Genomic DNA, 21842 nt, shown 5'->3' with positions numbered 1-21842 from the left:
GACCTACCTCCCTGACTTCGGATCGAACGCATCCCGCAAACCGTCACCGAGAACGTTGAACGCAAGCATCGTCAAGGATATGAAGAAAGCCGGGAAGAAGAGTCTCCACCAGTGACCCGACAAAATGGTCGACAGCCCGTCGTTGGCCATTACGCCCCAGCTCGCTTGCGGAGCCTGAACCCCGAGACCGAGGAAGCTGAGAAAGGCTTCCGAGAAAATGGCAGTAGGAACTGACAGAGTCACGTACACGATGATGATCCCGATCGTGTTTGGCAGCAAATGCTTGCGAATGATGTAGAAAGGCTTTGCTCCCATGGTCTTTGCAGCCAGCACGTACTCCGAGTTTTTCATTTGCAGCACCTGACCGCGAATCGTGCGGGCCATACCGATCCATCCCGTCGCACTGAGAGCAACGATAATGGTCAATAGCCCAGGTCCCATCACGACCATCAGCAAAATGACGACAAGCAGATAAGGAAGACCGTACAAAATATCAATGAATCGCATCATGATATTGTCTACCCGGCCACCCATGTAACCGGAAATCCCTCCGTACAAGACACCAATAAAGAAATCGATCAGTGCAGCCATCAGGCCTACGAATAGAGAAATGCGCGCACCGTACCATACGCGTGTAAAGACATCACGACCAAATTCATCGGTCCCAAACCAGTACGTATCGGAAGGTCCTTTGTTTTTGGTGATGATGGACTGCTTGGCATAGTCATGACCGGAAATCATCGGACCGACAAGCGCCATAGCACCCAGCAAAATAATGATGACGAGTCCTGCCAGCGCCAGTTTGTTGCCGCGGAGCCGGAGCCACGCTCCCTGCCAATAGGTCAGTTGAGGTCGTACAATCGCTTCCGTATTGGAGCTGTCTTTTCTCATCGGGACAAACAATTCATCAGAAACAATCATCCTTCGCTCTCCTTTCCGTGGAACTTGATTCGCGGATCAATGATGCCGTACAGGACATCCACGACGAACATCATGAAAATGAGCAAGGCACTGTAGAAAACGGTGGTTCCCATAATGACGGAATAATCGCGGTTGTTGATCCCCGCCACAAAGTACTTGCCCATACCCGGAATCGCAAAGATCTTTTCGATAACAAAGCTACCCGTCAGTACGTTCGCAATGAGCGCCCCAAGCAGAGTCACAACTGGCAAAATCGCATTGCGCAAGGCGTGCTTGAATACAATCGTCGCGGGTGACAAGCCTTTTGCCCGTGCGGTTTCGATGTACTCCTGGGTCAATACCTCCAGCATGTTCGTACGGGTGAGGCGGGCAATGATGGCAATCGGGCCGAATGCCAGAGCAAGCGCGGGCATGATCACGTGCTGCCAGGTACCCCAAGTGGCTGTCGGCAACAGCTTCCACTCCACCGCCAAATATTTGATCAAAAGAGAAGCGACGACAAAGCTCGGAACCGATATCCCGACAACGGCGATGATCATTGCGAGGTAGTCAATCAGCCGGTTATGCCGCAATGCAGCGATCACACCGAGCGCAATCCCTGTTATGATCGCAAAGAGAATGGCGACAACCCCGAGCTGAAACGAGACTGGAAATCCGCGGGCTATCATTTTGTTTACCGTATCCGAGCTGTTCGCGATAGACGGTCCCAGATCGAATTGAACGAGCTGCTTGAGATACAACCCATACTGGACAATGAGAGGCTTATCCAGGTTGTAGTAGGCATTCAGGTTGGCTGCCACTGCCTCATTCAGCCCTTTCCCATCCTTTTCAAAAGGAGATCCAGGTACCGCATGCATGAGGAAGAAGGTCAGGGTAATGATGAGCCAAAGAGTAACGAGCATGGAGATAAATCTGCGAAAAACAAATGATAGCAAGGAATCTCCTCCTTCTAGACAATCATTCTGGTAGAACAGCGTGGATGGGTTGCTGCAGGTTGGCGGAACAGAATGGCAAGATTCGTGGACGAGTCTGCCCTTGGGTGGGCGACCGAGATGCATGTGCACCACAATAAACAAAAACCCAGCAAAATGCTCAACACGACGGTGGCATTTGCTGGGTTTTACTTACGTGTATGCCGTGCATACGAATAAATAAAGCAGCCTATGTACTATTTACCGCACCTCTGTCTTGGTTCGGACGGAAATAGCCTGTTTGTACTTCTTTTGTGCGTCTTTAAACGCTGCAATCAATGTCTTTTGGGAAGATCCAAAATACCGATAACGAATTTCTTCTCCAATCTCATCAGATGCCAGAATCGAGTGGCCAATAAAAATAGATCTGGCGAAATCAGATGTCAGCTGAACTGTAGAAGAACAGGCTGCATCGACGATCTTGTCATTTGACGTATCGACAACCAATCCAATAAAAAATGCGCTGAACTGCTGTGTGATCGGATTGTTGGAAGAAGACTGAGCATCGCCAACGATATAAATGGTATCTTTGTCAAACACTTCGAAAACCTCACCTTGTAGCACTTAAAAGGCCGGCCATGCGAGACGTTCGGAGAGCTACTTCCTTACAATCGCAAGCTGGCTAAGCGCTTTCCTACATAGTACCAAAGAAATTCATAATTTGTAAATAACTCAGACTAATGTTTCAATTCTTCTACTGATACGACAGGAAACGCATGGGACGGAAGCATCGGAAGAAAGGGACGCTCTTCCACAAATGCTACAACCACATGGGATGGACCCACCATCGTTTTCGGTGCCAAGCACAGTTCTTCTCCCTCCTCCGTGATGACTGATATCTGCAATCGACCACCCCCAGGCCGCATTGCCCCAGGCATAGCCCGCTCCAGCACTAGTGCGTTTCCATTGTAACGCAAGCGCAGCTCCAGATCCTGCCGCCACGCGCGAAAGTCCACATAGTATCGGGTGAAGATCAGTGGATCTGTCGTAATACTGTTGCCGGCAGGAAGAAAAGCTTGTCGCTCGCGGCGATAACCGCCGTTTTCATGCATTCGCGCCTCGAACCGCTCCAGCGCCTGGTCTTCTAGCAGATCGATGACACCCTCTGTCTTGAGGATCGGATCGACGGCAAATGTTGCATGATGATTAGCCAGCTCCAGCAGCATTTTCACTTCCGTCTTCTTTTGCATCGCGATATCCGTATCTACAACAAATATCCCTACCAGCAGAAAGAAAAGGATCGACGAAATGGACAAGACATTGATACCCGTACAGATCGCCTCCCCTTCTGCCCGTTTCTACAGGTCGCTTTTTTTTACAAATCGTAGTCCATAACATTGATCGTCCCCTGCCGGATTACCCGCAGCTTTTCCCCTGGCATCGGTATCAGCGAAGTGAACCGTGGAAACGGAGCCTCCACCGTCAGAACAAATTCATCCTCGTGGCTCCAAAGGGCTGGATCTGCCGAACGTGTCCGGGTAATACTCACATCCAACTCTTGTCCAACCAGCGACATCTGTTTTTCTGCCAGCTCGCTTGATATCAGCTCTCGTACCTTTTGCTCGACTGTGGCTTCATTGGTTCCCCCGTGATTGCTCACGTATTTCACCGCTGACGCACTTACCTCCAGCAATTCATTTTTGGCCTGGATCACCGTATGAGTCTGCAGGATCCCCAGAGGAACGAGAAGTATCACCATGATATGTAAAATGACGGCAATAAGTTGTCCCATCAGCTTGTTCCAAATCGTGTCACACTGCCGAGAAGTTCACCAAAGAACTGCGTGCATGCTGAAAGGAGGTTGTCTGGTCCGGTCAGCAGGAGATTTACGGTCAGTGGTAACACCAATACGAGCAGAGCCAATGTGGCAATCAGTTTATTCAACGTCTACCACCCCGGGTCAAAATATTCAGAGGGACGGCTGCCCGCAAAGGTAAACTTCACCTCTCCCTCCACAAATCGATGCAGCCATTGCGCAACCGTCGTCGGCTGAACACGGAGGACAAGCGTCACGGTATCCTGACGTTCCTTTCGGGCACGCTCATTCTCCGTTCGCGGACTCGTGCCGGCAAATACATCACCCGTCACATCCCAGCCCAGGTCCGCCATCTCTTGCATGTAGTATTCGGCCAGGGCTGAATCAAGGTAGCCGATATCTTGCATGTCATCGAGCAGATCCGCATAGATGCTTCGAGCAATGGCCCGTTCCATGGCGTACATGTGGTATGCTCCAATGGCTGAGAAAACTAGAATCAGGACTGTCAGGCATATAATGAAAACCTTCGCTTTAACCATCTATCGTGTGGGATTGCACTTTCTAATGAAAGATGACTGTCGCAGCTTTATGCACCCTTTCCACCTGCGTTTGTCGCAGCTGTTCTTCCGGCTGCAAACTCCAGAAAATCGAGCATAAGCTCCCTACCATGATCAGAATGATGAGAAAGACGTGGTGGGTGATCATCAGTTGGATGTGTAGGACGTACCGTTTTGCGTCCGGAAATTGATGTTTTCATTTCTCGTATCGTAATTGAGAGAGTCAATCGAGTTATTGATGCTTTCCGCAGAATCGTTGGCAGCCGGACTTAATTCATTGCCATACGAGCTAACACCAATCCCGAGTACCATGACGCAGGCTAAGAAAATAAAGAACATTTTTGACATCTCGATCACTCCTTGTTTGGCTTGTTTTCAGAATGCTTTTGCGGGTTTTAAGAAGGGTACTGCACCGTTTAAGAAAGCTGTTGCATGGTTTATGCTGGCCTTTACAGGTTGTAAGAGGGTCTTCCTACTGAAAGCAGATGCTAGGGTATCGCTTGGTCAATCCAGCTCACTGCCCGATCTCTCAAACCTCCGTCTTTAACGACTGAATCATTGATTTCAGAAAGGCTCGAGACGATGATACCCAAGGTGAACACAATACATAAAATGATAGAGAAGAGCTTTGTCATGGGCGGCTCCTTATCAGGTTAAATACTTGTCCAAGATTTCTGTGAGCAGCTTGTACCAAGGAAACATGGCTACCAGAAGCCCCATGTAAAAAGCGGGATAGACGATCACACTGTAGCCAATTCCCAATGACTTGATCTTTTTGCGATGGCGAAACATGCGCCTATGATCGACTGCCCATTCCATCCGCTGCATGGTCACGCTGATTTGTCCGTCTGTCAGCTTTTCTACGGTTCGCATACTTGAGATCAGGATCACGGCATCATCCACTCCCATTTTTCGCTTGAAGCTCTCCAATGCTTCATCCGGATCCTTGTTCCACTCTGATAGAGTCGGGACGTATTCTTTTAGCTTTCTTGTCGGCCGTGCCGCTTTTACCATGGCACTGTAGATCGGGACCTGATTTTCCAGCAATGTCACATACCGATTGATAAAGCGCGCAACGTCGGTGCTGAGCATATCCTCCCGGTGTCCCGCCCACATTTTCAAGCCAATGTAAGGCAGCATAAAGCTGATTGCCGAAGCGAGACACATCGATAAGAATGGAAAAGATTCAAAGCGGCTCACCATGGCCCATAAAAGAATGAGGAAGCAAACGGAACTACCGCAAACAAGCTGCAAAAACACCCACTCCGCTTTCCCCCAGCCAAATGGCCTACCGGAACGGTTCAAGAGCTGCTCCCACTTCTCATCCTCATCGGCTCGCAAGGTACGCTCCCACTGCTTCCACCAAGCATTGGAGATGAAAAGCTTGGGGCGATACATGCAGCTTACGTATTTCCCGATTAAAAAGGCAGCAGTGAATATGAAGAGGGCTCCGAGTCCCAGGTACGTATACATCACAGCGATCGGCATCAGCGATATCTCCTTCCCCAGATGAATGCCAATACTATCGAAAACGACCATACCGTGACAGCCAGCGCGAGGATCGCTTGCCCATCCGGTGTGTAGAAATACAGCCGATAGGAATCTTTCAGTAAGCCCTGGTTGTATGGAATCAGACAAATGCAGATGGCGATAACCACCAGCAAACTGATCCAGATCGAATAAATTTCACTGTCACGCTCTTCCTTTTCATCCTGCTGGACAAACATCTCATTGGTAAGCCTGTTGAGAGGCGCCTGTATGTCTTCGGTTTCCCCTTCCAGTCCGCTCGCAATATACGTAGCAAAATCGAAGGCCCAAGGATGGTCGAGCCTTTCCGCAAACTGCTCGACAGCCAGGACTGGATCACCTCCATCAGCCAAGCTGTTATTCACGAGCAACAGGTCTGGCAGCAATTCTTTGGGACACTCTCCTATCATTTCACGAAAGGTCAGGATAATATTTTTACGACTATTGTAATAGCGAGCAAACAATTCAACGAAACGGCAGAATGAACTGATTTTCTTGTTGATGCGAACGGTAAAGCGAGCGTAGAGCAGTAATGTCGGGAGCATGAGAAATAAAAGAAATAGCGAGAGCGAAACAACGATGTTTCCTAAAAGGAGCCCGGAAGCAAAACCTGCCACCGCTCCAATGAGTGAAACGAGCAGATGAGCTTCCGGCGAACCGCCCCCAATCTGGCACCATCTGCCATAGCGGTTGTAGAGCTTTCGGCGAGTCGCATGCTTCAGAAATTTCTCCCGCCACACTTCAACCGTCCGTGGAAAGAACACTTTCGGTGCAGACCAACGCTTGTATAGATGAAGACCTAGAAACAGAAAGCCGCTAAAGAGGCACAAAAATAAGGGAACTAGCAATAAATAGTTCATAGCGTTCTGCCTATGTCCGTCAAACGTAGCTCTCTTAACACGTCAATATCCGCCTTCCCTACATGACACATGTATTCAATCAAATGAGGAGCGATTTGCTTGCCCGTCCATTCGTATTCACCCGTCAGCATATTGCGGCAGACAAGCGGAATCGATTCCACTCTGCCAAAGGTCTCGTTCCATTCTGTAACATGAATCGCGTCGATGAATCGATGCCCGTTATTGCGATAGGTCAGGGAATTCACGAAGTTGACGGCTCTGCTGATCCTCTCCTGAGTCAGCTCGATGCTGCGCCCCCCGTACTGGTAGACTAGGTCTGTCAAATCCTGCAGTGCCTTATGAGGAAAGCGCTCGTGCATGGCCCCGATCGTGGCATCAGTACCTCTGACTCCAGCGTTAATGAAATGATAGGCTTCAATAGGCTCTCGTATCTCTCCAATGAGGATCGTATTGGCTGTAGAGCGATACATGTCTTTGAAGCAATGTGCCAACTCTATCCCGATTTCCTCTACGTTTTGCAGCTCAATAACCTCGCCATCCCATACATCTCCAAATCTCATCTCATGCTCGCTTTCAAAAATGGTCACGTATTCTGTCCGCGGGTCCTTCAGCTTCAGCATGCACAGCATCAGCGTCGTTTTCCCCGCTGCCATCGGGCCAATCACTAGAACGTTGCCGCGTCCGTGCACTTGCTGCTCCAGCAGTAGTTGAACTCTTTCATCGAAGGTAGGCTGGTTTTGCATGCGCAGACTATCTAGGGAAAAGGACGGCGTCGTAAACCTGCGAACCAAAATCGTCGGTACGCGCGAGTAGGGAAAGGTAAACATAGTCAAACGGGCTTTTAACGCATCAAGATATCCACTCAAACGAGGCTTTTTCTCATTAAAGGAGAGTCCTGCGGCATTGGTCAGCTTCTGTTGAAGGGTTTCCACTTCCCGCCATGAGGGCGTATAGGAAAGAGACTTTTTTGCGCCGTGTTCGATGTAGGCTACTTGCCGGTTGGCCGAAATGCGCACCTCTTCCACCCAAGGTGACAAATGTAGTACAGCGTTGAGAATCCCCCATCCATAGGTAGCAAAGGCAAGACCCTCGTAGCTATTTACGTGAGGTAGGATCTCTTCCGTTACCGGGCGCCTCACGATCTCTTCGAAGTAATGCTGCAAGCGAAGGATAATGTGATTTAGGCTATCACGGTTTCCTTGCTCCGCAGATGACAGAATTTTTTGCATCTCCAGTTTTTCTTCTCTGGAGGTGCCAAAATGGTTGAGGTAGTCTCTGGCCGCCTGTTTGAGATCTTCTACCTCCCGCAATCGAGACGCTGTCCAAGATTGCTCAACGGAACGCATCATGCCAACACCACGCTTTTTTCAAAAGATTCAGCCTCGGCGATTTGCTTTAGACTCGTCAGGTAAGGCTTTGGCGGCAGAAATTCCTCGACCAGTACGCTGCTACTGCGATGAGATTGCATCAATCGACCCTCGTGTATGCGGGGAACAACACCGTATAAAGCAATATCCTCACCGATCCGAAATGGCTGACCCTTATCCAAATGGCTGAGGAGTACTTCACAAGTAACTCCTCTCTCCCTCCAGGAATGAATCCATTGTCTTGCATTTTCCAAGCTGAACGGGTCTGCCCGCACAAACAATAGATTACGATCAGCCGAAAAGATCATTCGTTGCAGCGTCTCTGACTCTGGAAAACAATACCCCCAATCCAGGTACACGAAGTCAAATTGATGGCGGAACGCTGAAATGAGATTGGTCATTTCTGAACTCTTCCATCTGGTAGCAGCGTGAGCGTAATACAGGTTGGGCAAATGTGCACTTTGCTTGCAGACGCTCATCCAATTGCGCTTTTTTGCTGAATTCGCGTCCAGAAAATCGGGACGGAACAGCGCTAATTGGTGTTTTTGTAGTTTGAAAAAACGCGTTAAATCAGGCTTTGCCTCATTCATATCTAGCACGGCGATTCGCTTGTCGGGATTTTGTTTGGCTAATACAACCGGATAATTGATGCAAAAGGTTGTAATTCCTGATGAACCATAGCTCATCAATGCGTAGACAATCCCTTGACGATCACCTGTTATACGAACCTGGGCATCATCCTCCAGTCCCAGGATGAGACTAATTTGGTTACGAATTTCTTCTTGGGATAGCTGGGCGGACAAAACATAGACACCTTGCAGCTTCATTTCCTCCGCTACTTTTTGAATCAATGCCTCATCCCGATAGAGCGGGATAATCAAGAGAGGAGACATATCTGACAGAGAAGCCTTTACTGATGGCAGCCACTCCCATGCCGGAGCAGAGAACATTTCCGAAAAAACCACCGCAGCATCAGGTTGATAATGCTGAACGTATCGGAAAAACTCTTCAGATGTTTCTGCCACCAAAGCCTCGCTACTATCCGGCATATATGTTTTGGCAAGGGATTTCATAGGATAACAGACGATAATTTTCATGAAGCTTGCTCCTTTGTTGCCATGACGTGCCCGACCTGCAGCATTCCATAGGACATCGCCTCGGAAAGTTTGACGTACTGTTGATCAGTCAGATTGAATCCCACAAACGCAGGCAACGCTGTCGGCTGCACCCGATAATCCCGATATCGTTTTTCGCCATTTTGCATCGGTTTTTCACGAGAACCGTTAAATACAGCATCCATGTGATCAGGCGATGGAACCAAGCTTGGCTTCAAGGTATAGATTTCTACGCCGTTGCTATCTCTCACACTGGCCAACTGACTTTCAAACAAGAATTCAGCTGTGTCATTTGTTTTTGTAAATTGAACGGGATCCGGGAGACCCTGCAATTCCGTCAGGGGCTTGTACTTAACCCAAATTTTCACGTGATCTCCTTTCCGTAATTCTGTGAGCGGCTGAATGTACATCAAGGGGAACTCATATCTTGCTTGTCCTTTTTCGGGGAGCAGCTGTGTATCCGTCAATTTTGCCGTCAGCAGTTGCTCCCCTTCATAGATGGTCTGAACGCTTCTCCTGCCAATCACACTCTCCAGATCACGAGCTGACCCAGGAAGAATCTCGTCCACTTCCTCCGAAATAAGCACCACGTCTTCTCGAGTAATGGGCTCAAATGGAGCTATTTCCTTGCCCTGTGCCACTTTCACGACAGGTGCAAACAAGCGTTCAGCAGCCATCGCATCGATATATTGTGTCGCAGCGTAAAATGACGAACCCGCCAACAAAAAGGAAATCAGGCAAATCAGAAACAAGGTTTGCTTTTTCATAGCACCCTTCCTTTGTAGGTGTGAATCAATGGTTGAAAAACATGCTCTTCCTCCGCAAAATCCTCCAGAAGCAGCTTCCCCTTTACTTGAGCATCTCCGGGCTTTTCGTTATTCACCAGAGGAAGTATATACTCTACCTCAACCGGACCAACTTCCGGATTCCAAAGAGACAGCGTTCCTTCCACCCTTTTCATGACACTGGAACGCGAAAGCTGCTGGTTCCATTTATTTGCGATCAATTTGATCTTGCTTCGTTCGGTTGTCCACCAAGAGGGCGCGGACTCAACCAAAAACATGCGGGTAAGGCGAGCCAAGTCGGCATCAAATACAACCCAAATTTCATCTGCTAGCTCAAATATTTGTTGGGCATCTCTTTCTTTCCACCGTGAAGAAACGTCAATAACGACTAGTGGGCTATCTTTGCATATGCGTAGTAACCAATGGGCAGGATCGATATGGGAAGTATTATTCTGTTTCAACGGGGGATCAATCTGGATGCGTAGCTGATTGTTCTGCATGAGGAGCAAGGGTGCGGAAGTATAGGAATTGGCTAGCTTGTGTGCTCTACGCTCGTAATCTAATGCAAAGTACAAGTAAGATACTGCATTCGGCATTTCCGAGAGCGTGACCGGTATTCCCTTTCCAGCCCAAGCATAAGCAACGTTGGAGGCGATGAAGCTCGCTCCCGCCTGTGCGTACAAGCTGGTGACAGCAATACAGCTGCGATTGAAGTGACGAGGTGGTTCTTCTACTAGTGAAGGCGCTGCGAGCTTGTCCTTGAGCAGCTTCCATTGCTGTTCTTCCTCGCGAGTCTGAAAGAGCTCTTGCTGCTCCAGATCGCGGAACCGAGAAACGAAGCGGTTCATCTGATGAAACATGATTACCCCACCTGGGAGTCATCCGATTTAGTTTTACTACTTATATAGTTTTTAAATTTCTCAACCATTTCGCGAATCGTGAGGGACTTGCGATGATAGTAATAAATTTTTCTCAAGCGCTCCCGTTCTTGGGAGGTCATTTCTGGCTTGAACTTGTAGGCCATTTCGATTAGTAGAGCGAGTTCCACATTGTTTGGCCTCCCGCGTCGGGGTGGGTTCGCGAATAACTGCTGCTGTTTTTTATCAAAGGCATTCGGGTATTCTACGAGCCACATGTCGACCAGTGATTCAATATCTTCGTGTGATCGAATTCCCAGCTTCATGAGATATTTAAAATAAGTAGGCAGTGACCCTTCACGCAGCAAGCCATTTTGCCATCTGGAAATAAAGCCTGTCGGTAACGTTAGCATTTTGGTGACATCGCGAATCAGCGCCGTGCGGTTTTGAGACTGATACTGCACAACAGCTTCTTTGACGAGAGTGAACAGTATGTCGTGGTAATTCGCATCATTTGCTACGCTACCATACTGAATAATGTACCAGTCCTCTACTGCCTTATCAAAGTCTCTTCGGCAGTTGGTCAATTGGAGCAAATCGAGATGCTCGTAAAAATGTTCCATGTCGTACTGATCCAAAAACTCATCCTGATAGTTTCCAAAGACGTAGACAATAAATGATTCCTTTAGTTCCTCGAGCGAAATTAAACTGTTTGTCTCCTCGTAGCAGCGGTTGACTAATTCGATTGCACTCTTTGCCAACACGACAAAATACCCCCAGATTTTTACATTTTTATATTTTAATAGACATTTTGCTACATCTTTCGCCACTCGTCAAATCTTTTTTTAGTCTTATTCGCCCAGGATATTTGTAATGGGTCGCCCCGCACGCAGCCGTGCAAGGCGACAGTGGGAGTCTACTCTTTCACGAAATAGAGTTCTTCTCCCGTAGCAAGTAGAAGAGCAATTCTTCCCCCGCGCTCGATGACGGTCGGAGCATCCTCCATCACAATTACCCCGTCATTGAGTATGACTCTGCTTCCAAATCGATGTACGCTTTCGATCTGAAAGACATCCTTTGGCAGCCTTTCCACTGAAAGATGCCTGCCTGGCTTGTGCTTCTGGTAACGGACCCTCCGCCCAAGAAGCTGCTCTACTGTCGCAGAGCAATGCTGGTGAGCCTCTACTGTTGCCATTCGCAACGCCTCCTTCTCTCACCTGTAGAGTACGGCCGTTTCATGTGCTTATAAGCCAATGAAACTACTACTACCGTAAAAAAAGACAGCGGGCTCACGCAAATATTTTTATACTTCTTCCCACAAAGCAGGGTCATTCAAATGGGGATACATTTCAGTCACCATGTCAAAAGGGGAGAAGTAAAGCGTATCGACAAGTATTTTGAGCTTGTATTTTTTTAACAAGCTGTAGGCCCTCTCCGTTTTCCCGAATATTTTAGGCAGCTGATTTACGTCGGGCAGCTTCATCAACTGGCTGCACATATAATCCACACAAATCTTTGCGCGTTCTTCCCCCTTTATGCTCTGGAAATAAAGAGGCGGAAAATGACGCCGGATCCCTGACAGAACCTCCTGATACACCCACAAAACCTTCTGTTCCTCAGATTGTCTGGGCAGATACGGATAAGCAAATTCCACAATATAGTAGACATCCTCTGACTTCGCCTCGATGGGAGGCTCAATATATTCACGTACCAAATGCAGCTTCAATTCCTTTACATCCTTCAAGCTCAATTGACTCCGTGCTTCCTCTGGCGTCCATTTCTTTACATTCTCGATCGCATATCGCACAACCAATTGGACTTTTTGTTTGCGGTACTGCGCATCCTCGAATTCGTATGGGGAGAAACGCTTTTGCTGTCCGCTGAGTATGCGCTTGTACCGTTCCACTATTTTCGATGGCATGGTACCCTCACTCCTAAACCAAAATATGGAATATACCCTTAAATTACCATGTTGATTTAGGACAAAAATAACAGGCCACCAAACCTTGTTATGCTTTATTTATACGTACCCGACTGAGAAACTCGCTCCAGCTTCAACAGCTCGCCTCCCCAAAGTGTGGAAACGCTGGTGTCCACTCCAATTCGGACATAATAGATGCCTTGTCTGTACAAAAACGGCTTTTCACCCTTTTGGTGAGTGATCACAGCGGTGTCGGTCCCCCGCTCCAGCGAAAAACGGTTATGATTCCATAGGATTTCCGCTTCCTCTCTTGCTCCACGAACGATTTGTGCCTCCGCTTGAATGGCTTCCTCCGTGGTTGCAAATAAGCGGGTTTGTCTTTTCCCTTCGGTGTCGACATACTCCCATTTTCCTGCTGCACGAGCACCCTTTGAGATGATATCAGCCGTATGCTGGGCGTTCATCAATACAAAGTGAGCCTGCCCCTGAAACAGCAGCAACGATAGCAATCCACCTATGCAAAAAAGGAAAAAGATCATCGTGATCATAACCGTACCTCGCTCGTCCGAAATCCTCACCCTGATTTGACTAGGGATACGCATTACTCCTCCGCATTTTCAATCATCATATAATAGCTTTCTGTGAGCTCCACTTTTTCCCCGGAGGCCAACAAATAAAACGATAGGGTCGCTTCCGAAAGTATATGATTTCCCTTTTTCCATCCCCCTCCTTTGATCTCAATCCGGATTGCTTGATCGGCTACCCCCACTCCATCCCGGAGCTCTGCCTCGCCGCGCTCTCTCGCATGGTAAACAGCCAAACCGTAATTAGGTTGAACGGCGGCGATCCGGCCGGCTGCATAAGCGGCAGCCAAAGCCTTTTGCTTGTTATACAAAATGCTGAATTGATCAAAGGAAAACACGATCAGCAACCAAACCAGAGGAAAGACCAAAATAAACTCGAGCATTTGGCTGCCTCTTTCCTCATGGATAAAGATCGCAATGATTTGGCGTAATCTCCGTCTCATACGATGGAACCTGCAGCTGATTGGAAATGCAAAATGCCATATGCCGCTAACAAAAACACACCAAAAGGCAAGGAATAGGCAGACTGTTCACGTTCGGGAAGCCACATTTCCCGATGAGCCTTCCACCCCGTAGCGAGCGTTAACAGGTTGGCTCGCAAGCGCGACCATGTACGAGGAACGAAAAACGTCGTCAATACACATAGCAAGATCGCATACAGAAATAAGGAAAAAACAACTGTCCAGCTGCTCCACGCTCCTACTGCCATGAGAAGCTTTTGGTCCCCCATTCCCATTCCTTTACACGCCACTGGTCCGAACGTGAGAAGAAACGCCCCTCCTAGTCCTCCCCAGGCGGTCCATGCTGTTCCTGTCTGGTATTGGTACCACAAGCCAACAGCCATCGCTGGCAAAGTCAGTGCATTTGGAACCTTTCGTTGACGCCAATCAAAGCAAGCCGCAATCGCCAGCACCGTAAGCAAGACTGCATGGTTCATTTGCTGATTTTTTCTTGTAGCTCTTTTAGCTTGGCATCCTCTGCTTCGCCTAATGATGCCAGGGTAGGAATAATCAAAATGAGGATAACCGCTACAATGATCACCATCTCTACGATCGTCACACCGTCGTCCTCTCTCCAAAACCGCTTGGCATAGCTTGTGATCCATGTCATTTGCATTCACTCCTTTTCCATTTCTAGCTTCTTCTTACACTTTGTCAAAAGAAAGCGAACGCCGCAAAAATATTTACAGGCGATCTCCGAGCCCGATCAGTGCTGGACCCATCACTAGAAAAAGCAGAGGAACTCCCATCAAAATGATCACAAACGGCAATAGTCGAATGTTAAGTCGGTTCATCCGCATCGATGCCTCGTCCTCCAGCTGTCTTGCCTGTTCTTCCACCTGGACGGCAAGCATACCGGAAATACTCACCCCTTTTCTGATCGCTTCGTTTATTTCCAAAGCAATGGTAGTCAACGAATCGACCTCCCAACGAAAAGCAAGCTCCTTCAAGGCTTGTCTCCACGTACCCAATCGCTTTTCTTCCAAATCCAAACGTGCGAGCTCCCGCCCCAGTCTCGTGTCAAATCGCCGTGCCGTCTCTTTCACAGCTGACTGTATGGGCATTCCTGCCTCTACCAAGGCCTGGACAATGCTAAAGAAGATGGGAACCTGTTCGCGAATCTCGCCCTTGATACGTTGATCGGTCCAATCCAGCCACCAGGTAGGGAGCATGTACAGTAGCAGAGTTACCACGAGCGGAAAGCTGTTTGCTGTACGAAGGGGGTGCCCCGCATACATGTTGCCGATCAGATAAAGCAGTGCAGATGCTATCAATACCATGCAAAAGCCGCGTACCACCACCAATTCTGCCAATACCACCTTTGTTTCCAGTCTTTTGAGGGTATCTTCCGTCTTCCTCCGGTCAATTCCCATCCATCTGCATAGCTGATCCAACAGATCCTCCTTTTTTTCCAAATGCCTCACGATGGTCCATCTGGGTTGCCTTTGCTGAAAAGAGTCGTTTAGCTGAGCTTGCTGCTCTTGATCAATCCTGCCAAAGAGCGAAAAGATGAATCCCCCCTCTCGGCTCATACAAGGGGGTAGGCCGTACAAGAAAATCCCCAACCCTACAAGCGCACAAATGACCCCCATGCCCTAGCCTCCCCTGTGAACACTTTTTTGTGCGACGTAACGAATGGCTTCCCCTCCGAGTAAAATGCATGCTAAAGACGCTAGGATCAGTAGACGTCCTCCTAGCGTCGCCGTCAGCGAGTCAAAATGATGCGGATTGTTTAGATACAAAGCTGATACGAAAACAAAAGGCATGACACTGAGCAAATTGACCTGTGAGATGATCTGAGCCATCGCTGCCTTTTGTCTGCGCAATGATTGTCTTCGGCGCAATATAGCCGACGCTGCCAAATCAAGCGTCTTGGCCATGTCTCCCCCCATTTCCCGTTGAATCTGGACAATCGTTGCCAAGTACTTTACGTCTGCTGACCCAGTCCGCTCGTAAAAATTAGCCATCACCCGCTCCAATGGGATCTGGGCTCTCAGCAACTCGACAATACGGCTATACTCCCCTGTCACTGCAGGGTCCAAATACGGGCTTGCCGCGACTTGCTCAAAGGCGTGGAGATAAGAAGGAGATGTGCGAAGCGAACTGGCCATCAGTCGAATTGCCTTCACATTTCCGCTTTCAAATTGATCCTTCTTTTTAGCTCCCCATATCGCGATCATCCGCTCGGTAAAAAGTACCCCCGAGAGCAGGGCAGGCAATGCGAGAACCCAAGACTGCAGGATTTGCACACTCATTGCATAAGACAGGAGACCGAGCAAAAAAGAGCATGTGACATACTGATTTACGCCCCACCCTGAACGTGACTGCAGAATCCTGTCCTCCAAGCCGTGCCAGAAAGTCTTTCTTTCCCGCTGCAGCTGGTCTACGATGGCATGCTTCCCCGCTGGTTCTTTTCTGTACCATTTCTGGGGTGCGAATAACAAGAGGAGGCCGATCCCTGCCCCCGCTGCAAGAGACACACTCACATCTCCCATGCTTCTCCTCCTAGCATGAAATTGGCTCTTTAAAAAAGACCCGATCGATTTCCTCTCGTGACATCCCCTTTTCTGCCCAACGCTTGATCAATCTCTCGGGACGATACCCTGTCCACTTGAAGTGACCTGTTACTTTACCATCTCGGACACCGGTGGGTTCATACACGTAAATGTCTTGCAAATAAACCCGATCCGGTACCACTGTCTTTATATTGCACGCCCGTTTAATCCACTCTTCGTGAGATTGGCCGGTACCGACTACTTCAGTAATTGCCACTACTTTGCGGCTCCCGTCCTCTTCAAAACGCTTTACTTGGACGATCAAATCCAAGGCAGAGCCGATCATCAGATTTCGTTCCTCGGTACTGTACACTTCATCTGCTTTCCCAAACAAGATCGGCAAAGTCGAGTCTACCAGGGCTCGAGGTGAATTCGCATGTGCGGTACTCCAGCTTCCCGGATGGTCTGTGTTCATCGCCCAAAGCATGTCCACGATTTCTCCCCCTCGCGTCTCTCCGACCATGATGACGTCTGGTCGTTTACGCAAGGATAGACGCACGCAATCCTTAATGGAAAAGCCCCCTTTCCCTTCGTAATTGGCTGGCTTGGCTAAAAAGCGGCGCACAAATGGATGCTGCAGCTTCATTTCCAGTACGTCTTCAATCGTAATAATGCTTAAGGAAGGGGAGACATACTGCGAGATCAAATTGAGCAAGTGGGTTTTACCTGACCCCGTCCCTCCACTGACAATACCAGACGCTCGTGATAACCCTACGGCCCTGTTTAAAAAGAGAAGCATGGGCTCGCAGATGGAGCCGTAGCGCAAATAGTCTGCCTCGCTTAGCAGATCGCGATGCTTTCGAATCGTCAGCATATGTCCATCGGGTGAGATCGACCGGTGGGTGGCCGCTACACGGGATCCATCCGGTAACTGCGTATGCAGCTCAGCCTTTGTCTCATTGAATTCTCTTCCCATTGTCGCTGCAATCTGCTCGAGCAAACGGAGCATTTCCTCCTCATCTCTGAAAACGGGAATAGCAGGGATCTCCAGTCGGCCAGTGCTCTTTTTCTCCACCACCAGATAGTTATATCGGTGAAAGAGAATTTCCGTAATGTCAGAGTCCTCCAGCAAATGATCCAGCGGCCCCCAGCCAGTCAGGGAATGCAAAATCCTCCTGACCTCTCCTTCCATCTGGAGAGAGGTTAGCGGTGTCTGTGATTCCAGGAGCATTTTAATGTCCGCCTCCAGCTCAGCCAGAAAAGCGGAGGAATGCTTTTCCTCCCACAAGCGCTTCCCATACTTCTCCACGATCTGAGTACGGATGGCTCCCTCCATTTCATGATGAATCCGGTTCTCTCCCGACTGCAGAGAAGCGCTTCCTTGCATCCTTTCACTTAATGTTTGCGGGACCCGTGCCATTTCTCTGCCCATCGTCCGCAAATCCTGGCTCGAACGGCTCGGAGGCTGAATTCCGAGCAGCTGCTTTTTGTCGAACATGTTCTCTCCTCCTATCCCCATAACCAGCGAAATAACGCAGGTCGCTCTTTCCCTTTCGACTGGGCTTTGGGTAGTGCTTTATCCGAATCTACGGGCAGCAACGCTTTGCCTAACGTCTCAATCGCTTCCTTGGCAGAAGAGCGCCCCGGATGGAGCATGACAGGTATGCCGCTATTAATGGATTTCTTGACCTGGGCATCGTCCGGAATGGAAAATATTTTTTTGCTCGGGTGAAGCTGAAAATAGGCCCTGATCTCATCAAGTGTAAACATTTCTTTCCTTTGCAGACGGTTCATGCATACCTGAATTCGCGTTTCTGGGTATTCTGCCTCGCGGAGAAGCTTTAGCAAACGCTGAATATTTTCAATGGAGTCAACTACCGGATTGCCCACCATAACGACTTGTTCTGCAAAAAATAATGCCTGGATAGTCGCATCCGTAGTATCTGGCGCTGTGTCGACGAGGATGACATCGTAGTGGCTGTGTTTTAGCGTTTCGAGGATCAAATAGAGATGGTAATCCCTGATCTCAAAGCTGTGCCGAATATCGCGCGGGGAGGTTAATACATCCAAGCCAGTTTCCGTATGACTGACGATGTATTTGGAAATGTCGTGGGGAGACAAGGTTATGGACGATGCATACTCTTGCCATTCCTCATTTCGGACCAAAAGAGGATCCTTTCCCTGCCCTTTTGCCATTGCCTGTAGCTGATTGTCGATTTCCTGTACCCAAGAATAAATATTGGGTGATCGCGGCAGGTTTAGCGTCGTTGCAAAGGTGCCAAGGTCCAAATTAAAATCTACTGCCAGTACCCGAAGTGAGCGGCCTTCTATTTTCTGCATGGAAAAGAAAATGGCAAGCTCCCGCGAAATGAAGGTTTTGCCTACACCGCCTTTGGGTCCATAAACAGTGATGAGATGCTTTGCTTTCTGAGATGTGGGGAATGACGAGGGCTGAATAACTGGGGGTGCGTGGTATTCGGGCTGAACAGGAGACTCTGACACGGACGATGGAAAATGGCTTGGAGCTGAGAGTAAAGATACCATGCCATCCGGTTGTACTGTCAGGGGTGCTGCAGCTGCAGTAGCTCCTACATTGGGTGAGATCATAGCCAGCGCCTCCAGTTGGCCTGGTTGGATCGGCTTTGCCACGACCCAAATACCGAGATTACGAAAAAATGGTTCCCATATCAGTTCTTGCGACGTGCAGGCGGCGATAAAAGAAAGATGCGGATGTGCCAATCGGAATTGCTGGCAGAGCACCCCCCTTTCAGTCTCTTTGATTCCTCCCAAGAGAACCATATCCGGACGTATCGACTGCAGCATTTTCCAGGCTTCCTCGACCTTGGTCGCATGTCCTCCTATTGCCAGCCATTGACTTGTAGCCAGCTGCTGACGCAGGACATTCACTGATTGAATGTCATCATCGACAATGAGCAAGTTTTTTTTCACTCACTTTCCTCCTCCTGATGGATCCAACGCTTTTTTGTCTTCATCAGATCTGCTGCAAAAGCTTGATCACCGATACCTGCTTCCTGTGCATTTTTCGCTGCTGCCATGCCCAATCGAATTTTCCCATAATGCAGGGCATGGGTAAGCAAGACGGCTTCGTTTCTCGAAAGGGAAAGAGTCACCGCCACTAGGTTTGGTTGCTCTCCTTCTATCTCCCTTTGGACTCCTATGATCGGCATGTTTTGCAAAAGCAATCCGGAGTGAGCTCCGGCGTCATCCTCAAAAGATGCATAAACATGGACGCGCTCTCCTGTAGACAGGTGCGGTGTGACCCCTGCCACATTGTCAACAGGTATGCTCATCCCGGTCGTATTTACATCCGCCTGAGCAGCTCCTTGCGCCTTACCGGGCTGCTCCAAGTCACTTTCCAGTAAAGGGCGTCCTCCCATCACTTTGCGGCTCAATGACTTCCCTAGAAAAGTGGGGGCATCCTCCCACTGAAGTAAGCCGGGAATAGGCGCTGTTGATCGTTTGAATATGCCTCCCAGATGAACTGTCAAAGGCTCTATGTCTCGAGCTTCAAGCATCTGTCCGCTTTCTTTGTCCACGTTTGACCGTAACTGTATGTATGTCACTGTGTGCGGCTTTACCACTACATAAGTCCCTATCCCTACACACGATGCAAGTAACAACAGTGCCAACAAACGCAGCGGATGTACAGACATGTTCCTCCCTCCTCCGTCTTGCTAGAGCTAGCTTACACAGAGTCCTAGGGACAAAAAAAGAAAATAAAAAAACCGTGCAGGGATTCTGCACGGTTCCTCATCCTATCTACGTTCGTACCTTCAAAACTGGATCTGCATGTTTGCTAAGAGTGTGTGGATAAGTCCTCGACCGATTAGTATTCGTCAGCTCCACGTGTTACCACGCTTCCACACCGAACCTATCAACCTCATCGTCTATGAGGGGTCTTACCAGCTTGCGCTGTGGGAAGTCTCATCTTGGAGGGGGCTTCACGCTTAGATGCTTTCAGCGCTTATCCCGTCCGCACATAGCTACCCAGCTGTGCCACTGGCGTGACAACTGGTGCACCAGCGGTGCGTCCATCCCGGTCCTCTCGTACTAAGGACAGCTCTCCTCAAACTTCCTACGCCCGCGACAGATAGGGACCGAACTGTCTCACGACGTTCTGAACCCAGCTCGCGTACCGCTTTAATGGGCGAACAGCCCAACCCTTGGGACCTACTTCAGCCCCAGGATGCGATGAGCCGACATCGAGGTGCCAAACCTCCCCGTCGATGTGGACTCTTGGGGGAGATAAGCCTGTTATCCCCAGGGTAGCTTTTATCCGTTGAGCGATGGCCCTTCCATGCGGAACCACCGGATCACTAAGCCCGACTTTCGTCCCTGCTCGACTTGTAAGTCTCGCAGTCAAGCTCCCTTCTGCCTTTACACTCTACGAATGATTTCCGACCATTCTGAGGGAACCTTTGGGCGCCTCCGTTACCTTTTGGGAGGCGACCGCCCCAGTCAAACTGCCCACCTGGCATGGTCCTCTCGCCCGATAAGGGCGACGAGTTAGAAACTCCGTACATCAAGGGTGGTATCCCACCGACAGCTCCACAGAGGCTGGCGCCCCTGCTTCTCAGCTTCCCACCTATCCTGTACATGATGCACAAAGTTCCAATACCAGGCTACAGTAAAGCTCCATGGGGTCTTTCCGTCTTGTCGCGGGTAACCTGCATCTTCACAGGTATTATGATTTCACCGGGTCTCTTGCCGAGACAGCGCCCAAGTCGTTACGCCTTTCGTGCGGGTCGGAACTTACCCGACAAGGAATTTCGCTACCTTAGGACCGTTATAGTTACGGCCGCCGTTTACTGGGGCTTCGGTTCAAAGCTTCGCTTGCGCTAACCCATCCCCTTAACCTTCCAGCACCGGGCAGGCGTCAGCCCCTATACTTCGCCTTGCGGCTTCGCAGAGACCTGTGTTTTTGCTAAACAGTCGCTTGGGCCTTTTCACTGCGGCCCCCTCGGGCTATAAACCCTACCGGGGCGCCCCTTCTCCCGAAGTTACGGGGCCATTTTGCCGAGTTCCTTAGCAAGAGTTATCCCGCGCACCTTAGGATTCTCTCCTCGCCTACCTGTGTCGGTTTGCGGTACGGGCACCTTATTCCTCGCTAGACGCTTTTCTTGGCAGTGTGAAATCAGGGACTTCGGTACTTACATTTCCCTCGCCATCACAGCTTGCCCTTACGGTGTGCGGATTTGCCTACACACCAGGCTTGCTGCTTGGACGGCCATCCAGTAGGCCGCTCACCCTATCCTCCTGCGTCACGCCATTGCTCAAGCGGAACAGAGGTGGTACAGGAATATCAACCTGTTGTCCATCGCCTACGCCTTTCGGCCTCAGCTTAGGTCCCGACTAACCCTGGGAGGACGAGCCTTCCCCAGGAACCCTTAGGCTTTCGGTGGACAAGATTCTCACTTGTCTTTTCGCTACTTACACCGGCATTCTCACTTCCAAGCGCTCCACCGCTCTTTCCAGTACGGCTTCACTGCTGCTTGGAACGCTCCCCTACCCAGTCCGTAAGGACTGCCATAGCTTCGGTGATACGTTTAGCCCCGTTACATTTTCCGCGCAGAGTCACTCGACCAGTGAGCTATTACGCACTCTT

25 protein-coding genes and 1 rRNA gene (1 of these 26 running past the window's edge) are annotated in these 21842 nt (G+C 49.4%); all 26 read right to left on the bottom strand.

The window, feature by feature from the left end; genetic code table 11:
* Positions 1 to 3 precede the first annotated feature (3 nt).
* Entirely contained in the window at positions 4 to 921 is a 918-nt protein-coding gene (locus tag JNE38_RS01095) for an ABC transporter permease (RefSeq protein WP_203354893.1), read from the bottom strand.
* Positions 918 to 1856: an ABC transporter permease gene (locus tag JNE38_RS01090; RefSeq protein ID WP_203354892.1), complete on the bottom strand. Its 939-nt coding sequence runs from the start codon at positions 1854 to 1856 to the stop codon at positions 918 to 920. The genes JNE38_RS01095 and JNE38_RS01090 overlap by 4 nt, the downstream gene beginning before the upstream one ends.
* Before the next feature lie 237 nt (positions 1857 to 2093).
* Positions 2094 to 2432, bottom strand: a complete 339-nt coding sequence (locus JNE38_RS01085) for a DUF3870 domain-containing protein (RefSeq protein ID WP_203354891.1) — start codon at positions 2430 to 2432, stop codon at positions 2094 to 2096.
* A 137-nt stretch (positions 2433 to 2569) separates the two neighbouring features.
* Positions 2570 to 3133, bottom strand: coding sequence for a hypothetical protein (locus JNE38_RS01080; protein WP_203357377.1), 564 nt, complete (start codon positions 3131 to 3133; stop codon positions 2570 to 2572).
* 74 nt (positions 3134 to 3207) lie between these two features.
* Positions 3208 to 3624: a hypothetical protein gene (locus tag JNE38_RS01075; protein WP_203354890.1), complete on the bottom strand. Its 417-nt coding sequence runs from the start codon at positions 3622 to 3624 to the stop codon at positions 3208 to 3210.
* Positions 3625 to 3779: 155 nt separating this feature from the next.
* Positions 3780 to 4112, bottom strand: a complete 333-nt coding sequence (locus JNE38_RS01070; RefSeq protein WP_238933526.1) for a hypothetical protein — start codon at positions 4110 to 4112, stop codon at positions 3780 to 3782.
* A gap of 240 nt (positions 4113 to 4352) precedes the next feature.
* On the bottom strand, positions 4353 to 4553 hold the full coding sequence (locus JNE38_RS01065) for a hypothetical protein (protein WP_203354888.1): 201 nt from the start codon (positions 4551 to 4553) through the stop codon (positions 4353 to 4355).
* Positions 4554 to 4853: 300 nt separating this feature from the next.
* The gene (locus JNE38_RS01060) at positions 4854 to 5693 is read right to left on the bottom strand and encodes a hypothetical protein (protein WP_203354887.1); all 840 of its coding nucleotides are present in this window, start codon (positions 5691 to 5693) and stop codon (positions 4854 to 4856) included.
* Entirely contained in the window at positions 5693 to 6592 is a 900-nt protein-coding gene (locus tag JNE38_RS01055) for a type II secretion system F family protein (protein ID WP_203354886.1), read from the bottom strand. Before JNE38_RS01055 ends, JNE38_RS01060 begins: the two co-directional genes overlap by 1 nt.
* Positions 6589 to 7938, bottom strand: a complete 1350-nt coding sequence (locus JNE38_RS01050) for an ATPase, T2SS/T4P/T4SS family (protein ID WP_203357376.1) — start codon at positions 7936 to 7938, stop codon at positions 6589 to 6591. Before JNE38_RS01050 ends, JNE38_RS01055 begins: the two co-directional genes overlap by 4 nt.
* Positions 7938 to 9056 (bottom strand): hypothetical protein, encoded by a 1119-nt coding sequence (locus JNE38_RS01045; RefSeq protein ID WP_203354885.1) that lies wholly within the window; start codon positions 9054 to 9056, stop codon positions 7938 to 7940. Before JNE38_RS01045 ends, JNE38_RS01050 begins: the two co-directional genes overlap by 1 nt.
* Positions 9053 to 9841, bottom strand: a complete 789-nt coding sequence (locus tag JNE38_RS01040) for an SAF domain-containing protein (protein ID WP_203354884.1) — start codon at positions 9839 to 9841, stop codon at positions 9053 to 9055. Before JNE38_RS01040 ends, JNE38_RS01045 begins: the two co-directional genes overlap by 4 nt.
* On the bottom strand, positions 9838 to 10719 hold the full coding sequence (locus JNE38_RS01035; protein WP_203354883.1) for a P-loop NTPase family protein: 882 nt from the start codon (positions 10717 to 10719) through the stop codon (positions 9838 to 9840). The genes JNE38_RS01040 and JNE38_RS01035 overlap by 4 nt, the downstream gene beginning before the upstream one ends.
* Before the next feature lie 2 nt (positions 10720 to 10721).
* The gene (locus tag JNE38_RS01030) at positions 10722 to 11480 is read right to left on the bottom strand and encodes a hypothetical protein (protein WP_203354882.1); all 759 of its coding nucleotides are present in this window, start codon (positions 11478 to 11480) and stop codon (positions 10722 to 10724) included.
* Between the two features lie 152 nt (positions 11481 to 11632).
* Positions 11633 to 11911 carry a hypothetical protein gene (locus tag JNE38_RS01025; RefSeq protein ID WP_203354881.1) on the bottom strand — a complete coding sequence of 93 codons (279 nt, stop codon included), beginning with the start codon at positions 11909 to 11911 and terminating at the stop codon, positions 11633 to 11635.
* Between the two features lie 108 nt (positions 11912 to 12019).
* Positions 12020 to 12637: a DUF4046 domain-containing protein gene (locus tag JNE38_RS01020; RefSeq protein WP_203354880.1), complete on the bottom strand. Its 618-nt coding sequence runs from the start codon at positions 12635 to 12637 to the stop codon at positions 12020 to 12022.
* A gap of 95 nt (positions 12638 to 12732) precedes the next feature.
* Positions 12733 to 13137 carry a hypothetical protein gene (locus JNE38_RS01015; protein WP_238933525.1) on the bottom strand — a complete coding sequence of 135 codons (405 nt, stop codon included), beginning with the start codon at positions 13135 to 13137 and terminating at the stop codon, positions 12733 to 12735.
* A 101-nt stretch (positions 13138 to 13238) separates the two neighbouring features.
* A complete protein-coding gene (locus JNE38_RS01010) occupies positions 13239 to 13664 on the bottom strand; it encodes a TadE/TadG family type IV pilus assembly protein (RefSeq protein WP_203354878.1) in 426 nt (141 codons plus the stop codon).
* The gene (locus tag JNE38_RS01005) at positions 13661 to 14158 is read right to left on the bottom strand and encodes an A24 family peptidase (protein WP_203354877.1); all 498 of its coding nucleotides are present in this window, start codon (positions 14156 to 14158) and stop codon (positions 13661 to 13663) included. Before JNE38_RS01005 ends, JNE38_RS01010 begins: the two co-directional genes overlap by 4 nt.
* Positions 14155 to 14331 carry a pilus assembly protein gene (locus JNE38_RS01000; protein ID WP_203354876.1) on the bottom strand — a complete coding sequence of 59 codons (177 nt, stop codon included), beginning with the start codon at positions 14329 to 14331 and terminating at the stop codon, positions 14155 to 14157. Before JNE38_RS01000 ends, JNE38_RS01005 begins: the two co-directional genes overlap by 4 nt.
* Positions 14332 to 14404: 73 nt before the next feature.
* Positions 14405 to 15313: a type II secretion system F family protein gene (locus JNE38_RS00995; RefSeq protein ID WP_203354875.1), complete on the bottom strand. Its 909-nt coding sequence runs from the start codon at positions 15311 to 15313 to the stop codon at positions 14405 to 14407.
* 3 nt (positions 15314 to 15316) lie between these two features.
* Positions 15317 to 16216, bottom strand: coding sequence for a type II secretion system F family protein (locus JNE38_RS00990; RefSeq protein WP_203354874.1), 900 nt, complete (start codon positions 16214 to 16216; stop codon positions 15317 to 15319).
* A gap of 10 nt (positions 16217 to 16226) precedes the next feature.
* Positions 16227 to 17714, bottom strand: a complete 1488-nt coding sequence (locus JNE38_RS00985) for a TadA family conjugal transfer-associated ATPase (protein ID WP_203354873.1) — start codon at positions 17712 to 17714, stop codon at positions 16227 to 16229.
* Positions 17715 to 17725: 11 nt separating this feature from the next.
* Positions 17726 to 19165 (bottom strand): CpaE/TadZ family protein, encoded by a 1440-nt coding sequence (locus tag JNE38_RS00980; RefSeq protein WP_203354872.1) that lies wholly within the window; start codon positions 19163 to 19165, stop codon positions 17726 to 17728.
* On the bottom strand, positions 19162 to 19890 hold the full coding sequence (locus JNE38_RS00975) for an RcpC/CpaB family pilus assembly protein (protein ID WP_203354871.1): 729 nt from the start codon (positions 19888 to 19890) through the stop codon (positions 19162 to 19164). The genes JNE38_RS00980 and JNE38_RS00975 overlap by 4 nt, the downstream gene beginning before the upstream one ends.
* A 153-nt stretch (positions 19891 to 20043) precedes the next feature.
* Positions 20044 to 21842 (bottom strand): 23S ribosomal RNA (locus JNE38_RS00970) (it continues 1128 nt past the right edge of the window).

The organism is Brevibacillus choshinensis, assembly GCF_016811915.1.
Classification (GTDB): domain Bacteria; phylum Bacillota; class Bacilli; order Brevibacillales; family Brevibacillaceae; genus Brevibacillus; species Brevibacillus choshinensis_A.
The sequence above is the reverse complement of the archived record's forward strand: the minus strand, read 5'-3'. Positions and strand labels throughout refer to the sequence as shown.

Excerpts from the sequence above, each read along its gene's own strand:
- JNE38_RS00995 (WP_203354875.1), bottom strand. The coding sequence starts at position 15,313 with ATGGGGGTCATTTGTGCGCTTGTAGGGTTGGGGATTTTCTTGTACGGC.
- JNE38_RS01005 (WP_203354877.1), bottom strand. The coding sequence starts at position 14,158 with ATGAACCATGCAGTCTTGCTTACGGTGCTGGCGATTGCGGCTTGCTTT.
- JNE38_RS00975 (WP_203354871.1), bottom strand. The coding sequence starts at position 19,890 with ATGTCTGTACATCCGCTGCGTTTGTTGGCACTGTTGTTACTTGCATCG.
- JNE38_RS01055 (WP_203354886.1), bottom strand. The coding sequence starts at position 6,592 with ATGAACTATTTATTGCTAGTTCCCTTATTTTTGTGCCTCTTTAGCGGC.
- JNE38_RS01025 (WP_203354881.1), bottom strand. The coding sequence starts at position 11,911 with ATGGCAACAGTAGAGGCTCACCAGCATTGCTCTGCGACAGTAGAGCAG.
- JNE38_RS01050 (WP_203357376.1), bottom strand. The coding sequence starts at position 7,938 with ATGCGTTCCGTTGAGCAATCTTGGACAGCGTCTCGATTGCGGGAGGTA.
- JNE38_RS01035 (WP_203354883.1), bottom strand. The coding sequence starts at position 10,719 with ATGTTTCATCAGATGAACCGCTTCGTTTCTCGGTTCCGCGATCTGGAG.
- JNE38_RS00990 (WP_203354874.1), bottom strand. The coding sequence starts at position 16,216 with ATGGGAGATGTGAGTGTGTCTCTTGCAGCGGGGGCAGGGATCGGCCTC.
- JNE38_RS01095 (WP_203354893.1), bottom strand. The coding sequence starts at position 921 with ATGATTGTTTCTGATGAATTGTTTGTCCCGATGAGAAAAGACAGCTCC.
- JNE38_RS01060 (WP_203354887.1), bottom strand. The coding sequence starts at position 5,693 with ATGCCGATCGCTGTGATGTATACGTACCTGGGACTCGGAGCCCTCTTC.
- JNE38_RS01070 (WP_238933526.1), bottom strand. The coding sequence starts at position 4,112 with ATGTACGCCATGGAACGGGCCATTGCTCGAAGCATCTATGCGGATCTG.
- JNE38_RS01040 (WP_203354884.1), bottom strand. The coding sequence starts at position 9,841 with ATGAAAAAGCAAACCTTGTTTCTGATTTGCCTGATTTCCTTTTTGTTG.
- JNE38_RS01065 (WP_203354888.1), bottom strand. The coding sequence starts at position 4,553 with ATGTCAAAAATGTTCTTTATTTTCTTAGCCTGCGTCATGGTACTCGGG.
- JNE38_RS01000 (WP_203354876.1), bottom strand. The coding sequence starts at position 14,331 with ATGACATGGATCACAAGCTATGCCAAGCGGTTTTGGAGAGAGGACGAC.
- JNE38_RS01045 (WP_203354885.1), bottom strand. The coding sequence starts at position 9,056 with ATGAAAATTATCGTCTGTTATCCTATGAAATCCCTTGCCAAAACATAT.
- JNE38_RS01010 (WP_203354878.1), bottom strand. The coding sequence starts at position 13,664 with ATGAGACGGAGATTACGCCAAATCATTGCGATCTTTATCCATGAGGAA.
- JNE38_RS01020 (WP_203354880.1), bottom strand. The coding sequence starts at position 12,637 with ATGCCATCGAAAATAGTGGAACGGTACAAGCGCATACTCAGCGGACAG.
- JNE38_RS00985 (WP_203354873.1), bottom strand. The coding sequence starts at position 17,714 with ATGTTCGACAAAAAGCAGCTGCTCGGAATTCAGCCTCCGAGCCGTTCG.
- JNE38_RS01075 (WP_203354890.1), bottom strand. The coding sequence starts at position 3,624 with ATGGGACAACTTATTGCCGTCATTTTACATATCATGGTGATACTTCTC.